Consider the following 16,733-nt stretch of genomic DNA (forward strand, 5'->3'; position numbering starts at 1 on the left):
ATTTTGTACATTTTCACAAAAAGAGCGATCGCACTTCTGTACCAAGAGGTTTTGAGCAGGCGATCGCATTTCGCATCCAAATGTAGTAAATAATGCGACAAAAAATTGCACTTCTATACTGAGAAATTTTGAGCAGGCGATCGCCTAATTTCCCAAGCAGGAGTAGTAAATCGTTCAGTCAATGCATAAACATGCAAATAATTATGCGTTAACAAGCCGGACTTAGGAATAAAGAATTCAGCATAATGCAACCAGAAGCAAATCAATCAACAGAAAGATTAGGTATAAAACTATGTCACTAGAAATTATAGATACTCACAACCGCGATCGCGCAGAAGTTGCGGTTTCTCAGCAAAGCACAAATCTCAAAGCCCTCAAAGCAGTGAAGTTAGCGATCGCGGTGGGTTCTATTGCAGCCGGAGCAGTCGCAGGGAAACCAGCTCAAGCTGAGACTGTAAATAAAACCTTGAGCTATGGAGATAGAGGTTCAGTTATAGCCACATTGCAATCAACATTTGATGATATTGCGGTTCATGGGATCTTTAGTTCTCAGACCTTAAGTAAACTCAAATCTTACCAGACTCCACACGGGCTGGAAGTTAATGCAACTGCCACACCTGAGACTCTTACACGTTTAGGGTTGCATAATCTTGCTCCAGGTTCCCAACAGTATGGCAAGTTAAAATTGGTCAATAATCTCTCTCATGAAGTAATGATCTTTATATATCAGCCAGGGGAAGAGAAGTATTCCAGATATGCATACCTTCCTCCTTGCAGTCAGAGAACATTGCAATCAAACTATAGCAACCTCTCGCAGGTTAGCCTCAACCTTCAAAAGAAGGGTTCAATTGGGAATTTGCAGGGAGATCATTTTGAATTCAAAACGTCTAGTTTTAGTGAAGATAGATATTCTGTCTGCCCGGGGCAACTTCAAGTAGCTGGAAGAAAGCCTACAGTAGATTTAGTAGTAAATTTCCCGGGTTTAAAAAAAGCCGCCAAAATACCAAGCCTTCTTGCAAACCTCTCCCTCTTATCCAAATTGGCGAACGCATTATCAGATGGTAATCTCAACGAATTTTTGAAGCGTGTAGACCCTGAGGAATTTCAAAAATTAACTGCTATAGATATTGATCTTGCAAAGAAGGGAAATCTTCCAGAAAACGCAGTTATAGGATCAGTTAAAATGGCATTGGATACACAAGAGTCTGAGTTTCTAGAAAGTATACTTATCTCCAAGGCTAGAATTACAGATCAAGACGATATCGTTCAAACAGTTGAGGTGATAAAAGTAAAAGCCAAAGAAGGAAAGTTTGAAGAACTAAGAGAGTACTTTGGAGATGGAAAAGTACAAAATTGTTTCAAATTCACAAAAGCTGAAATAGAAAATATAGTGAACGCTTTGAAATGGAAAAATGATATTGCTAACAGCCTAATCTTTATTCCTCTAAAGGTGAAAAGTGGAACTGAGTCTGCTACTCCTATAGCTGGTACTTCTATATCAGATAAGCAGAGTTACGCTCATGGATCAAATGAGAAGAGTTCTCATCCCTTATCTAAAGTGCAGATACTTTGTCCTACACGCTTTGAGACTCCAAGCACAAGAAGTAGCTTAATCTAATTAAACTTAGACATTGCTGATTCAAGGTATGAATTGATGTCTAATGCTAAGTCACAAAAATCGTGATCCAGATAGATTTTTCGTAAGGGTTTAGCATTGCTAAACCCTTACCCACGTATTTGTATCATTGGAAAGATGTCATTAATTTATGTTTTTAAGCTCTAAGTAATCCTGAATACGCTCACAAGTAGTTCTCATCAGGCTATCTAGACTTAAGTTCAAAGTTTGTACGTGTCTATAGCCATCATAATCATTATCTACATAAGTAGCTAGAGCAATTTCTTCTTTATTGGGACTAAAAGCAGCAGCCTCAACCTCTATATCAAATCCTTGTTTATCCAAGGCTAGAATCTTCTCTAGCCAACTTCCATCGATATTCCATATCTCTATGTAACCGATTTTATTGGTTTCACTTATCGAAACAATTACTTCATCTTCACAGCAAACTTTCAAAGCATAAACCATCCCTTTCGTCTCTCTACGCAAAGGCTTGATCGAGCCATCACTGCGACTACAAAGTTTGATTTCATATTCATCAGTTGTTGAATTAATAACCACGCCAATCATTTGACCGTCATTGCTTAAACTCAGATCAACAACACTACCTCCTACATCAAAGATAGTTTCAGGTACTTGATTAGCATCAAGAGCCAGGCTCCAAAGTTCTACTTTACCGTCATCACTACCTGAAGCGAAAAACTTACCATCGCCACTAAAAGTAATTGCTGTAATAGAGGTCTTTGCAGGATTAAATGTTTTTAATAACTCTACATTCCAAGGATTTCTATTTATCTTCCAAAAATCTATACGATTATCTTCACTCGTTGTTACAAAGATATCTTCAATAGGGCTAAGACGAAGGAGGTTAATTGCCTGTTGATGCTCTTGGATGGAAGTGTAGACCATTGTCCCATCTAAGCTATACAGATTGATCCCACCATCACTTCCTACTGCTACAACAATTTTATTTTCTCGGCTCAATTGAGCATCGCTAATTTTGATTTCATCACCAAATTTATTTTGTAGTTCTCCGTTAAAATTCCAAAGCTTGAAATTTCCTTTTTTATCTACCGTAGTGACGATTTGATTATCTGTACTAAAACTCACTTTCTGAACTCTAGCCCCCGAGTGTCCTTCAAAGTTGCTGCTAAAATACCAAAGCTTAACTGTTCCGTCATAGCTACTAGAAAGCAGTTGGGAGCTATCTGATGTAAAGCTAATCTTAGTGATCTCTGCTTTATGCCCTGCTAACCTATGTGATTTTTGCAAATTAACATAAATCTCGGTGACTAAAGAAAGGTTCCAAAAATTGATGATTCCATCGCTATGAGATGATGCAACTATTTTACCATCAGGGCTGAAAGCAATATGACTTATACTTTCCTCATACTCCCTAAATGCGTGTAATCCAGGCTCACTCAAATCTTCACTGATAGTCCAGATTTGAAGTTTTCCATCCCTACCGCCAGAAACTAGAGTTTTGCCATCAGGGCTAAAGTCAATTGCTGAAATATTACCTTCATGCTCTGCATCAAATTTAAAGTGATTAACACCTGGACAAACTTGATATTCTCCATCCTGGCAAACTGGATATTTCAAAATATTTATGATACTCTTTTTGACATCTTTATCCAAAGGAACATCAGTAAAAGCAATCAGATTATCTGTTGGGCTAAAAGCTACCTGTAGAACAGGATGAGGATGGGTGATTAATGTCCTTATAAAAGCACCTTCACGAGACCAAAAATTTATTTTTCCGTCATTGCTAGCCGAAACTAAGATATTTCCATCAGGGCTAAAGCTTAAAGAATTAACATAACCTCTATGTTTTCTAGTCTCACCTTGAATTTCATAGAAAGAATGCCAGCCATTGCGATCATTTTTATAGAATTTAATTATACCTTGTTCTCCACCTGTAACCAGAATATCTCCATCTGGACTAAACGCTAAATCATAAATTTTCTCTTCATTTTCTTCAACATTTATTAACTTTCCCTTCCAATCCAAAAAACAAACCCTGTTACTATTTTGACCAGATACTGTAGCAATGACTTGAGTTTTTTGATTACTGCTAAAGTTAATTATTGGCTCTCTGGTATCAATGCTATTAAGCTCTCCTAATTCACTCAATAAGTGATTAAATTTAATCAGAAAATGAAGTTGTTTATGCTGAGTAATTTTCAGCCCTTCTTCAAGATTTTCCTGCAAAAGCTCTCCTGCTTTAATCATCTTAGCTATTGCATCAAGCCGATCATTTGCAGTAAAGAGCCTCTGAGATTCTGTCGTGTTAAGTTCTACCTGATTTTCTAAGCTTTGTCTTTCTTGCTCCCTTCTTTTCTTAATACTCCGTTCAACAAACTCTGCCTCTTGCTGATTAAACCAGCTATTTTCCGATTTAAGAACTTTTTCAAGCTGATTTAGGCGATCGCCATTAGGCAATAAAAGTCCACTATCTTGAGGATTTTTTGCCCAATCATTGGCAGCAGCAGTCAAACGCTGCCGTAGTACAAATCCGTCTAATTCTTTATCGATCCATTCCTTTAACCTCACCCATCCTTTCACCAAAGCATCGTGGGCAGGCTCTATATATTCTTGATTTTCTGCATCTAAGCCCCTGATAAGCAAACGTGTTTCTAAAAAGTAATGGATTACTTTCTGTACCTGTTTGTTTTTTGGCTCTGGATAAACTAATTCAGATGTTGGTACTCTTCTGCGAGCTGATTCACCACCACTAATAGCAACCATTCGCAGCATTATATCACGAATAGTAGACGAATCAACTTTTTCTTTTTCTACTAAGTCATTATGTGTTTTGTCAGCAGTGTTAGTCAGAGAGCGTGTAACCCCACCTATATTTTCATAATCTTCCTCAGTAATCGTTCTGTCATCCTTTTCTGGATCTTCCTCTGCTTTTTTAAGATATTTCAAATAAAGCTCACTCAAAGTAAACGAGAGGAGAGGTAAAGCCCCTGGCATTTGAACAACTTCATCAATCAACTGGTTAACTAACTTAGGAGACTCAAAAAATAATGCCCGTTGTGCAGCAGGTTCTTCAATCGCTTGTTGTAACTCTTCCCTGTTCATCGGAGTTACAATAAACCTCCCATTTTGCCAATCATCTTGCCAACGAGTTTCCTTGATTGCATCCCTGATTTGAGGCTCAAAATCAGAACGCAATGTTATTACAATTCGCAATTTTTTGGATAAATCTGGTGAAGCTAAAGCTTCTGCTAACAACTGCAAAAACGTTGCTCGTTCTTCATTTTTGCACAAGGTGATTAATTCTTCACACTGATCGATTGTTAATAATAACTTAAGATTTGGCTTATTTTTACTCCATTCTCTGGCAATTGCCGTTAAAAATTTTTTATTTTGCTGTAATTCTTGAATTAAAGAATCAAAAGGGATATTTGTAAGGGGGTGTATCGTTGTTGCAAGAGCAGTGAGAGGATCATCTCCAGGTCGCATTGGATCGAGAACGTACCACCATTCCTGACTAGTTTTTTTTTCTGATATTAATGCAGGAATTAAACCAGCTTTTACTAAGCTAGATTTACCCGACCCCGAAAGCCCTAACACCACCGTAAGTTGATTGTCGCTCACTTTTTTCAAGAGACCTTCTTTTGGTTCTTCAATCAGTCTCTTTCTGCCAAAAAACAACTGACTATCTTCTTTTTCAAATGATGCTAAACCTTTATAGGGATTAGTATTTTCATCCAGTTTAAGTTTTTCTAGGTTTGGCTCAATACCATCTGGCAGAAAGATATACTCGCCCTTGTCATGCTTTTTGAGGCGAAAAAGCTCTGGAGTCTGTTCTTCTGCATCATTCCCTAGTCTATTTTGCAGATAAGTAAAGAGTTCTTGGGCAGTAATTACGCCATCTTCGACAATCGCCTTGAGGTGGTTATCCTGCTTGACTTTATCTGGTTCAGCTTTTAGCACTTTCAGCAGTAAGTCGGCAAAGGGAGAATGTCGATTTTCGTCACCCTCCCTTCGTGCCAGACGAGATGTATCCTGCGCTTGCTCGTCATGGGCGGCTGAAGTAATGACCTGTTGAGCCGGAAATTTGATGAAGCGGTCATAGCTTTGTTGATACATTTTACGACCATAGCCTCCTGAATTCCGCTTTAGTGCTGCCCAGCGAATTCCCCCTGCAAAGCAACAGTCCAGAATCATTAACAGATGACGGCAATTTAAGTCAGTGAGAGCATCGTGCAATTCCTGCATAGACAGCCAGGTACTTTTTTCATCGTCCTGACTATCTTGTAGCATCAGATAACCTGCTGGTTTGACATCTTTATCTTTCCTTTCCTCTGCCTTTTCAGCAATACCATGACCAGCAAAGTAAAACAAAACGCGATCGCTCTCTTTGACAGAGATTTGCTCATCATTGTCAGGTAATTTAATCCTATTCTCCTGAAGATTTTTTAAAAGGTTAAGAAGTTCTTCCTTGCTTGCTTTGTCATCTGTTAAAAGTAAGACCTCGTATTGATATCTCTCCTTGAGAACCTTAGCGAGTTCCTCAGCATCGTGGACAGCACTCTTGAGTTTACGAATATGTTTGTATTGATTAATGCCAATGACGATCGCTAAACTACGCTCAATATGATTATCTGTCGTCATAGATTTTCTTTTTTAGTAGAGAAGTAGGGAAATTTTCAATTTTCTTGATTGTTGATACCCTTCTTATCCGGTTTGACGAATCAGAAGGGCAGTTGCAACTATGGGTGGAGCGCAACCGCCAATGCTTTTAAACCCGCTTCGGTGGTAAAATAGGTCAGATGATCGCAAGCAACATTTGATAGAACTTTTGGCTGAGGAGAGCGATCGCTACTCACGCTTTTAATACTGGCTAGGTGAACGGCAATATCATTAGGTTCTCCCCCAAACACCAAACCATCAACCACCTTATTAATGACTGGAGCGAAAAGTTTTTCATTTAATAGCCTTAAGCGATTCGATTGCTGCTTTAATATGGGAATCGATCTATCTCCAGCAATAATGGTGTAAGGAATCTGGGGGTCTCGGTTATTAGCGATCGCACCGAAAAATTCTGAGTCAGGTTGCATTTGGTCGAGAGCATGATCGTTCGCTTCCACAAACTCTATTGACTTAGCGACTAAATCAGCCACGACTTTAGCAGGCCAAACTATCTCAGGCATTTGATTCAGACCCCACCCTAAAAGGGCAAAAATCATATCCTGAACTGCTGGCCAAGGAGAACCAGCATTAGGAGTTCCCAGCATGACTAAATGTTGAACAACTTGATTTCCGCCTTCTTGTTCAATAAACCAGCGAGAAACTAATCCTCCCATTGAGTGGGCGACTATATGCAATTCTTTGCCATGATTCGCTCCTAAACCCACAGCTTCCAAACGTTGTTTGAGCGATCGCGCATTTTCTTCAATGGTGGTGTGAAGATTTTCGTAATCGAAAGTTAAAACTAGGTCATAAAGTTCCTGTAGCGGACGCAGTTGTTCATTTACCTCTACTTTTGCCTGTTGAACGCTACCAACTATACTTGCGGTATCGCCGATAATACCATGAATGTAAAGAACAATTTTCTGAGCAGAATCAACCCGTTTTTTTACTGCTGCTAAATTTGGTTGGGATAATTCTGGTTGGTAAATGACTTTAATCTGATTATCTTCTTCTCTCACCTCTGCGGTTGTTAAAATCGGATAATCATAAGAATGTCCTAGTTGTTGACTGCGAACTTTTTTGAAGAAAATTTTGATTGAACCGCCCAAACTCCGGCTACTTGTAGTTGCTTGAGGCAAACGTTCTAAGGTAATTTTTATTTGCTCTCCCTGCTTTACACCTCGACCAAGAGGTAGGAAAAACTCCCCATCATAGCTTACAGGTAAGATATATTCATCTGCTTCTAAAGTTTGATTAACTAGTAAAGTTAGAGGTGAATCTTTTGTCACCAAGTTAACATTATTGACAGCAAATAATTCTACAGCACTCAATCCTGGATCAGTACCACGACTGTTAGTAAATTGAAACGATTCAATCACTCCAGGTTCATCCCACAAAATGGGTGGCACAATTAGATTACCGATATCTCGTGTCGTTTGGGAAACAGTAGTCAGGGTTACTTGCGCCTGCAAACTGGGATGAGGTTGCACTTCAACCAAACCATTGAGAAGTTTTGCAGCTTTATCTGGTTTAATCTGTTCAGCAGTCCGTGGTTTGACAATGGTAACAGCTACTTCTTTAGTAATCCAATCGTCATATTTTTTCCCAAACCCCCCAGAATTACGGGTATCAATTTGCTGCATTAAACGCTCGAGACTTCCCCTGGGCACATTTCTTGTAGGTGGAGGAGGCTGTAATCCTTTTTGTTCTAGTGAATCGACATTAAAGTCTGTTGTACTGATAATCAGCTTAAATATATCTTTGTACTCGGTGATGCCATTTTTCAGAAATTCAGGTGGAATGATTAAACTATCCCAATCTGTTTTCCTGGTTCTATTTATTTCCCCATCTTTAACTTGAAGCACATAGGTCTTTCCGCCGTACCTTGTCACAGAATAATCTTCTGATAAAAACAGGATATTACAATATAAATCCTCATCAGTTTTATTAGTCAGTTTGACTTCTATGACTGGTGGTTTCCACTTACCTTGGTCATAAATGTACTCTAGGTAAAGTCCAGAATCTTTAGTTAATGGTTTATCTGAAGAGTTAGGTTCATAAGCCTTAAAATCATCTTCATTGTTTCCATGACCGACCAGAATAATCTCCATCTCAACTTTATTGGGATCAATCTTACTCCCTTGACTCTTTAAGTTGAGAATATCTTTCCAGCGTGCGATCGCTTCTAATGCTTTGATTGTTTTTCGAGCATCATATTCTGTGTATATGCTGGGATTAGGCTGTTCTGGAATGGGAGCAACTACAGGCAGATCGTTATCTTTTTGAGTAATCCAGTATTGTCCATCGCCGATGAGCAGATTGTAATCAGCCTCTTCAAAGTTTTCGACTGTAGCAACGTACAGCGACTTTTGAATATTTGCTTTTTCTAAGAGGTTCTTAGCTAATTCTACATCCGTTTCCAGATTTCCCTTAATGTAAACCTTTAACCGATTCATGGGTAAACTGGTTACGAATGCCCAATAACTTTGATTTTTGTCTAATTCTTCTGTATAGTTGCTGATTTCAACTCTACTTTTTCCGGTGAAAACTTCAGTTACTTTAGCCTCAGCCAGTGGGAATTGTTTTAATTGCTCAGAAGTGCTATCTAACGGAAATATGGCTAAATATGTAGTTTCATCTGAATCCGAAGAAGATGGTTTGGGAATGCCATGTATCACCCCAGCATTAATCTCCCAACCGTCATCATCGATACTACTATATCTTAAAATAAAGGAGAAAGGACGTTCGGGAATCGCGCCTCCTAAAAACGATTCTTGTAAGTCTTCAGGGTGAGTTGCTTCAAGTTGAGGTGCTTGATCTTTAACTTTTCCATTCACTAAAGCCTCAATATTTCTGACTATATCTTGATAAGATAATCTTCCGTTGCTCTGTTGTAAGGTCTTGAGAAAAAAATAAGAAAAAACACCTCTGGTTTCACTATTATCTCCTTTTTGTTCCTTCGCATATTGGTAGTCCCGACAAGCTGCTAAGAGAATATGCCTTCCTTGGGGCAAATCTAACCCTGCGCTTTTCTTATTTACTTGCTCAGAAGTTAATTTAAAGGTTTTGTCCTCAGCAAAAATAAAACTAGACAAAGGGCGATCTCTTGTATCTTCTGGAGCTAGACGTACTCCTTCATCAATATTTCGAGTTCCCGAACCTGAGTGACAGGAATCGAGAATCACAATGACACGGGGATTTTTCTTTGCTACTTGAAACAGTAAATATTTGAGTTCTTTATCAGCTAAATCGTGATTTCCTGGGGTACGGCTGTCGTAGCAAACTAAAGTTTCATCTAACCGATCTGGTTCTAAATGCCAGAACTCTTCGGGAGCTTTTTCTTGTCCCCCATGTCCTGAATAGTAAAATAGAGCGATATCGTCGCTACCAGCTTGACAAAGATAATTTTGAAAACCATCAATAATTGCCTGACGAGTAGCCTGTTCATTTGTAAGGATTCTGGGTTTTCTCAGTTTCCATTCACCAGCAATCTGATTTTTGAGATAGGTTTCTATTGCTGTAATGTCGTTTACACAACCTTTGAGGGACTTAATTGGCTGGGGATAATTATCGATACCTACAAGCAAAGCGTATAAATTACGAATACCAATTTCTGGGGAGTTACTAACCATAATGTCACCCTTTTTAATAAAGTCTTATTTTTGAGCGATTCTTGGAAGCTTCGCAAATTGTTAAAGATATTGATTGATTTCCTAGTGTTGTATTATGCTGACTTTTTTATTACTAAGTCTTGCTAGTTAATGCATAATTATTTGCATGTTTATGCTTGACACTGAAGTAAAGACTATAGGAGGCGATCTCGCCTAATGCTTTGTCGCCGCAAAAGTTTTGATGAATTCGTAGTCAGCACTTAAGTGCTTTCAAATGCCGGACTGAAGTCCTGGAGGGAAGAGGATAGACGTTACCATCATCTGGAATTCTCAACGTGTGCAGCTGATTAGGCGATCGCAAATATAGTAAGTTTGTTTGCAGCTTGTAGTCTGCTTACCTCAGGGAAACCCAACATCCATTAGCTTTAGATGCCTCTGGATGTTGTTGGAATTTCGATACCTGAGCAATCTACCGTGAAAAGCAAGTTGTCATAAGAGGAAAGCGATGCTTTAGCAAGATAGGTTCCCGCCTGGGGTTACACCAAGCTGCCGGGTATATTGCTCATAGCGTTGGATTCTACTCTGAGCCTGTGGAGTCACCTGCCCTTTGCCACATTCAAGACCGCCATTGATGATGTTGATAGTCATACCGAAGCCGGAATTGCGTATAGCGTCGTGGCACGATGATTTTGGTGGTTGGGGAGTCATCCAGAACCACAAGGCGGTTGCAAAGGAAATGGAGCTATCCCTGGCAACCAAATCGGGGTTGTTGAGCAGATCGATGCCGAGGGCTGCCCCGCACGCACCATAGTTGTAGTTCCACGACAACTGGATTGGGCCGCGACCGTGATAGGTTTTACCTGGCGCACAGGGATAAGTACCTACCTGACAGTAATGCGGCCAATTGGCTGTGTTCTGTTCTTCTATGTATCGTAAATCCCCAGTTTCGTGGGCAATATTAGCCAGGAAAGCGGCTGCCTCCCGTTTACGTTGTTCGTCTGATCCTTCATTGCAGAAGCTGGGATATTTCTGTGTGGCTGCCACCAGTCCGCCGTAGGAGTAAAAACCGTCCCGATTTGGGAACAGAGCCTCGAAGGTTTGGCGCGACACAATACCCGCAAAAGCACTGCCAGTAGGAGGAGGGAGAGTCCCAGATTCGATGATGATTGAGGAAGTCCGATCGTTGAAGTCGTCACCCACATAAGGCGTATCAGCCGTAAACGTCTTGTTTGTGCCACTAAAGTGAGTATCACTGTAAAGTGTTACCTTCATTCCTACAGGAATCTTCAACGAACTGATACTATCGTTTTTAATCTGCCCCCAGTCATATTTTCCTATACCTAGAGCTTGGCTAGCTCCGCGATATTGAGAGTCATCGTAGACGACTACGTTGCCAGTATTTGGCGAAGGAGAATCAACTGCCAGAATTTGCAGTTGTTGACCAATTTGTAAACTTTGAGGCTGAATATTACCGTTAGCAGCAGAGATTTTTGGCCACTGATTCCCATCACCATAGTATGCTTGAGCGATGTCAAATAATGTGTCTCCAGCTTCTACGGTATGGGTTGTTGGAGGATTTCCCTGTTTTCTAGCCATAATTTTTCCTTTCAATAACTTAAATTAATCAATTTCTAAGGGATGGGATAGCGCCAGTTGATGGCACAGGATTAGATGCCCAGTTTGGGGTCAGACCTTACACCAAACGGCCTGTTAAACTGGGTGTTTCTTGACAGCAGTCGCTAGGGGACATATTGCCCAATAACGTTCCCTTGAGGGCTGTAGCGGCAGACTAGAAACTCGTCCTGACCGTTATTAGCGATCGCGCATCCCACATGGGTGGTAGAGCGCCAAATCATTTGCGTATAGTGTCCAATTACACCTCCATCAAAACCCACGCCCGTAAATGCTCCAGGCACAAAGGATTTCTTCTCACTGCCCCAATCGTCAACCATGCGGGTTAAGCTAAATGCACCTGGGGGGCTACCTCCAAACAAAGATTCTCCTTGACCGGTACCCTCGCTGTGGATTAGGTTGAGTCCTCCCAGAGAAGCAAGGTAATCAGCCCAAGGTTGAGCATCCGCCGCTAAGGAGTCTGACCATTGCAGAGATGGAACTCCCACTTCGGCGCGGTAGCGATTGTGAGCAGCCAAAATTTCTTGGGCGAAAGCGTTCGCTGCTCCTGGTTCAACTGAAATGGCAGTACCATCCCACGCCTTATGGTTCAGCGATCCGGCTGTATCGCTCGTAAACACATCTAAGCGACCTGGTGCCCAAGAAGCAGCACCAACCCCGTATCGACAGTCGCCACCGAGATTTTCCCAGCCACTCCAGCCTGAATCCCAGGCGATGTGATAGGTTGCATTATCAGTCCCAATCCCAAATGCATCGATGCGATTGCCTGCCCAGGAAACAGCAGCAGGTGCAGAAATAAAGTTACCCCCTAACGTTTCCCAGTCGCTCCACGCGCCATCCCATGCCTTATGGTATAGAGATCCGTCCGTTCCGATCGTGAAAATATCTAAGCGATTAGATGCCCAAGAGGCAGCAGCCACCCCATACCGACTGTCGCCACCAAGATTTTCCCAGCCACTCCAAGCGGAGCCATCCCAGGCGATGTGATAGGTTGCATTATCAGTCCCGATCGCAAACACATCAATGCGGTTCTCTCCCCAGGAAACAGCAGAGGGTGCAGAAATGAAGCGACCCCCTAACGTCTCCCAGTCGCTCCACGCACCATTCCATGCCTTATGGTATAGAGATCCATCTGTTGCGATCGTGAAAATATCTAAGCGATTAGATGCCCAGGAGGCAGCAGCCACCCCGTACCGACAGTCGCCACTGAGACTGTCCCAGGCACTCCAGTTGTAACCATCCCAGGCAATGTGAGAGATTGTATTGCCAGTATCAATTACAAATGCATCAATGCGGTTCTCTCCCCAGGAAACAGCGGCAGGTGCAGATGAGCAGACCCCGCCTAAATTGTACCAATTGGTCCAGGCCATAATTAACTTTCCTTTGCTATTAATGTAAGTTGATTTTTCAGTAGAAAATTGCGATTAAGACTGTTTTCCTTCAGTTGTATGTATTATGCTGAATTCTTGATTACGAAGTCTGGCTAGTTAACGCATAGTTATTTGCAGGTTTATGCATTGGCTGAACTAGGAATAAGTTAGCGTTAAAAAATTCTTTTCTTTTTCCTTTCCCACACCTCTTGAGCCTAATGCTCAGGGGTTACACTTAACGAGCTTGCAATTAGTGGTAATTTCCGCTTTTTCTTCGATACTAATAGTTGCACTTAACTCTTGTTTTTGTCAACTAAAGATTGCATAATATGTCCAGCCAAGAACAGATAAAAGAGGTTGTAATGTTACCACTAACTGAAGTGGTATCTATTAGATGGACAAAGGAGCGCGGGCAGAAAATGCGCTCATTGCGTGGTGATATGCCATTAGTAACTTTATCTAAAAAGCTTGCTGAATATGACGTAGATATGTCTCGGCAATATTTGAACCGGATGGAAACCTTCACAGAGGTCAAAAGTGCTTCCCCAGAACTCGTTACTGGCTTATGTAAAGTATTTGGCTGTACCTTGGCTGAATTACTGTGTTTGAAAGAAACCAAAATTGTGCAATTAGGGGTTGACAAATGCAACTAAAGGTTGCACTATATTGTTAGGGAGAGCAAGAAGGAGTCAGGAGTCAGAATCAATCAGTTGGGGATTCAAACCTGCGACTGATTGAACGCAAGTGCGTCTCTATGAGGGAGAAGAGCACCAAATTTTCAATTTGATGGGGGTGCAAAAACGCTGTTTCGCTCTAAGGGTGACGCTCTTGCGTCGCTCTAAGCGTAAAGCCTACGGCATAGCTTCGCTTAGGGCGCAGCCGACGCACCAGAAGGCTTTACGCTGTGCTAACGGCGGTTCCTTTAAGTGGGAGAACCAGACTGCCGAACCAGTCGCACAGAATACAAGCAAGAGAATTCTGGCTCCTGACTCCTGACTCCTGAATTCTGTTTAGGTACCCACAAAACCCAATGCCACCGGGATTAGCAGCCGGAAGCCAAACTTGTAATGCTCAAGCCACCGGAGATGATTCCGATGACCTAACTAAGTCTGAAAAATTGGTTATTTATCGAATATACACCCGTAATTCAAAGATTTGTACAGCTTCGCTGATTCTGTTGTGAGAGCGTTTCATTTGTACAGCGCTCTTTTGTACAACATCAAAAACAAAGGCGATCGCTCTAGCCTGAGAAACTTTGCGATCGCCTTTTTCCTATTACGGAGATTTTCATTATGACCCATACAACACCTGCACAGCAAGCAATTTTTGCTTCTTTTGCTGTTGACGAACAAGCTCTAGCTCAAGCCCAACTAGAGCAGCACATCACACAACAGGGTGAAGTTTTAGCACCTGAAGAATTTAGAGTTGTCGAAATCACCTGCTACGACTACGAAATCTACGTTAGCGACAAACTAATAGCTAGCATCACCTACGACCACGACGAATTTATAACCCAACGCTGGGTAGTCTTGGTGAACTCAACCGAAGTACACCGTGCAAACAGCTGGGCCAAGTGCCATAGCCACATCGCCTGGCACTACAAGCAAGGCACACTGCCTGTGCAACAAAAAGAAGCACAGGGGCAGAGGTGCAGAGGAGCGGAGGGGCAAGAATCTTTCTCCCCTGCGCCTCTGCTCCCCTGCTCCCTTGCTTATTGGGCCACTGGTAACGAAGTCATGGCACAAATTGCTGTTGAGTGCGAAAAGTTTGGCTTTGAACTTCTCGACGATGGCATTTACAACAACGACAAAAAGCTAGGCTCGGCAGGATGTACTGACGGTCGCTGGTGGGTGAGAAGAGCATCATCAGACCATCAGCAGCAAGTACCCTGTGATTCTGCATTCGATGCCGTGTGGTCGTTGTCGATGGTCGAAGTATTGCCTAGTCTTGAAACTAGGTCTTGCGAGGAATTGTTGGATCAGCCGTTTGATCAACTGACAACTGAGGAATGGAAGCGGCTGATGGAGTACAGGCCACTTCCAGAGAGTATGGTGTTAATCGCGTAGTTTAAGAGAGAATATGGTGGGCACAATCCGCCCACCACCTCCATATCATCACAATAAGTCGGACGTGAGAAGTCCTATTAGATTCATTCAAAAGAGTTAATCATAAATAGGAGTCAGAAGTCAGAATACAGGAGTCAGAATACTCCACCCATGTTCACGAAGTGTTCCCGTAGGGTAGGGATGGAGTTTTAATTAGTCAGAATATTTTAATTCTTTTCGCCCACAATTCCACTCGCTTTTAAACCAATATTCATCCGCCAGTCGCACAGAATTCGATTCTCAATTCTGGCTCCTGATTTCTGAATTATTCTTATTAAAAAAGTTTGGGTTTAAATCAACGAACAGCGCTGAATCAATTTCAATAAGATGAAAATTGACAAGTTATGCTAATTCCATTCTGACTCCTGGCTCCTGACTTCTGAATTCTAGCCAAACTGAACTGGATGATTTCTAATTATGGCTGAAATAAAACTCGGATTAGGTAATCCACCACAGCCAATTTACATGTACGTGAAGAAATTGGAGGTTGATGGTAGGATTTATGCTTGGTATAACTGTGAAATTGAACAAGATAAAAAGATTCCTGTGAGCCAAAGAGCATTAACAGGTTATGTTTTGGAGCTAAGACTAACAGATAAGGATTTCAAAGGCAAGGACAATTTAAAATTAGATATTGTTGTGCAAGCCGATGAAATCTATATCGTCCGCAGTGGCATTGAAACCAACTTTGCAAAATCATTCTTATTAGCTGCATCTGTTGTTAAAGATTTTACTCAGCCTTTAATCATTGTTGCTACTCCTGGTGATGAAAATTCAGTGTTCTGCAATCTTTATGACGCTATAACTAAAACTCGCATTCGCCGAGAATGGAATCCTAACGCTGATTGGGCAACAATTATTCGTGATGTTCAATCTCAGTTAACTCCAACTTCAGATTCAGTCGATTATGTTCAACCTGTACCACCACAATCAAATCCAAAGCAAACTACTGTAACATCTGCAATACATCCTCAAGATTTACGGGTAAAACAAATTCGTAAATTATTAAACTACCCGCTTGATTTAATCAAAGAATGGTTACATTTCCAAGATGTTAGTAGTCCCAGTCAACTTCATCACAGTAAAGTTGATCAAGCTCGAACATTGCGTGGTAAACGCCCAGAAGAAGCGAAAACTGAGTTTGAATATTCCAAGCAGTTTACATTAGGTGGCAAACCCAGTGGCAGCATTGACCTAACACAGGCATTGTGGCGGGATTATAAGGTCGCAGGGATGAAAGAACGACACACAGGCGGTGCAGTTGCTTTGTTCTTTTGGATTTTTGACCTGACAACCACCTTCGTTGGACGCAACCCTTTCGCCTTCACCAACCCCAGTACTATTCTTGCCTGCCTTGTCTACAACTTAGGCTCAATGATGGCTGGCGAAATTGGCTACACCATCTGGAAATTAACCAAATGAAGAAGAATCCAGAAGTCACAAGTCAGGAGTCAGAAGTCAGGAGTCAGAAGTCAGGAGTCAGAAGTCAGGAGTCAGAATGCAATTAGTGGGGGATTCAGATAGTGGGGAATTCAGACCCGCCACTAAGTTGTAGACCGCTAAATTAAAAATTTAGCGGGGGTCTTAAACCCACTTATTCAGACGCTCTCTACGAGACGCTGCGCGAACGAGGACTCGCTCTAAGCGTAAAGCCTACGGCATAGCTTCGCTTAGGGCGCAGCCTCTCCGACAGGAGAAGCTATGCCGTTGGCGTTCGCGTAGCGTGTCGCAGACAAGCCTCTCGTTCGCGTAGCGT

The 16,733-nt window shown here is 41.6% G+C and carries 8 protein-coding genes; 4 read left to right on the top strand and 4 right to left on the bottom strand.

The features are described 5' to 3' along the window. Positions 1–292: 292 nt before the first annotated feature. A complete protein-coding gene (locus HG267_RS25705) occupies positions 293–1,618 on the top strand; it encodes a peptidoglycan-binding domain-containing protein (RefSeq protein WP_045868582.1) in 1,326 nt (441 codons plus the stop codon). A 141-nt stretch (positions 1,619–1,759) separates the two neighbouring features. Here the strand turns inward: HG267_RS25705 and HG267_RS25710 are convergent, their stop codons facing one another. The 4 genes from HG267_RS25710 to HG267_RS25725 all read right to left on the bottom strand — a co-directional run bounded on the left by HG267_RS25710 (position 1,760) and on the right by HG267_RS25725 (position 12,872). Further along, a complete protein-coding gene (locus HG267_RS25710; protein ID WP_052335091.1) occupies positions 1,760–6,241 on the bottom strand; it encodes a caspase family protein in 4,482 nt (1,493 codons plus the stop codon). Positions 6,242–6,339: 98 nt separating this feature from the next. Beyond that, positions 6,340–9,891 (bottom strand): alpha/beta fold hydrolase, encoded by a 3,552-nt coding sequence (locus tag HG267_RS25715; protein WP_045868583.1) that lies wholly within the window; start codon positions 9,889–9,891, stop codon positions 6,340–6,342. Positions 9,892–10,380: 489 nt separating this feature from the next. Continuing rightward, the gene (locus HG267_RS25720; protein ID WP_081583912.1) at positions 10,381–11,466 is read right to left on the bottom strand and encodes a glycoside hydrolase family 19 protein; all 1,086 of its coding nucleotides are present in this window, start codon (positions 11,464–11,466) and stop codon (positions 10,381–10,383) included. Positions 11,467–11,609: 143 nt separating this feature from the next. Then, positions 11,610–12,872 carry a CAP domain-containing protein gene (locus HG267_RS25725; RefSeq protein WP_052335092.1) on the bottom strand — a complete coding sequence of 421 codons (1,263 nt, stop codon included), beginning with the start codon at positions 12,870–12,872 and terminating at the stop codon, positions 11,610–11,612. Between the two features lie 329 nt (positions 12,873–13,201). Between HG267_RS25725 and HG267_RS25730 the strand changes: the two genes are divergently transcribed. The 3 genes from HG267_RS25730 (at position 13,202) to HG267_RS25740 (ending at position 16,399) form a co-directional block, all read left to right on the top strand. Continuing rightward, complete coding sequence (locus HG267_RS25730) at positions 13,202–13,525, top strand: transcriptional regulator (RefSeq protein WP_045868584.1); 324 nt, start codon at positions 13,202–13,204, stop codon at positions 13,523–13,525. Between the two features lie 639 nt (positions 13,526–14,164). After that, positions 14,165–14,938: a hypothetical protein gene (locus HG267_RS25735; protein ID WP_045868586.1), complete on the top strand. Its 774-nt coding sequence runs from the start codon at positions 14,165–14,167 to the stop codon at positions 14,936–14,938. A gap of 456 nt (positions 14,939–15,394) precedes the next feature. Beyond that, complete coding sequence (locus HG267_RS25740; RefSeq protein ID WP_045868587.1) at positions 15,395–16,399, top strand: hypothetical protein; 1,005 nt, start codon at positions 15,395–15,397, stop codon at positions 16,397–16,399. Positions 16,400–16,733: the final 334 nt, after the last annotated feature.

The organism is Tolypothrix sp. PCC 7601 (assembly GCF_025677855.1).
GTDB lineage: Bacteria > Cyanobacteriota > Cyanobacteriia > Cyanobacteriales > Nostocaceae > Aulosira > Aulosira diplosiphon.

Excerpts from the sequence above, each read along its gene's own strand:
- HG267_RS25735 (WP_045868586.1), top strand. The coding sequence starts at position 14,165 with ATGACCCATACAACACCTGCACAGCAAGCAATTTTTGCTTCTTTTGCT.
- HG267_RS25730 (WP_045868584.1), top strand. The coding sequence starts at position 13,202 with ATGTCCAGCCAAGAACAGATAAAAGAGGTTGTAATGTTACCACTAACT.
- HG267_RS25715 (WP_045868583.1), bottom strand. The coding sequence starts at position 9,891 with ATGGTTAGTAACTCCCCAGAAATTGGTATTCGTAATTTATACGCTTTG.
- HG267_RS25725 (WP_052335092.1), bottom strand. The coding sequence starts at position 12,872 with ATGGCCTGGACCAATTGGTACAATTTAGGCGGGGTCTGCTCATCTGCA.
- HG267_RS25740 (WP_045868587.1), top strand. The coding sequence starts at position 15,395 with ATGGCTGAAATAAAACTCGGATTAGGTAATCCACCACAGCCAATTTAC.
- HG267_RS25720 (WP_081583912.1), bottom strand. The coding sequence starts at position 11,466 with ATGGCTAGAAAACAGGGAAATCCTCCAACAACCCATACCGTAGAAGCT.
- HG267_RS25705 (WP_045868582.1), top strand. The coding sequence starts at position 293 with ATGTCACTAGAAATTATAGATACTCACAACCGCGATCGCGCAGAAGTT.
- HG267_RS25710 (WP_052335091.1), bottom strand. The coding sequence starts at position 6,241 with ATGACGACAGATAATCATATTGAGCGTAGTTTAGCGATCGTCATTGGC.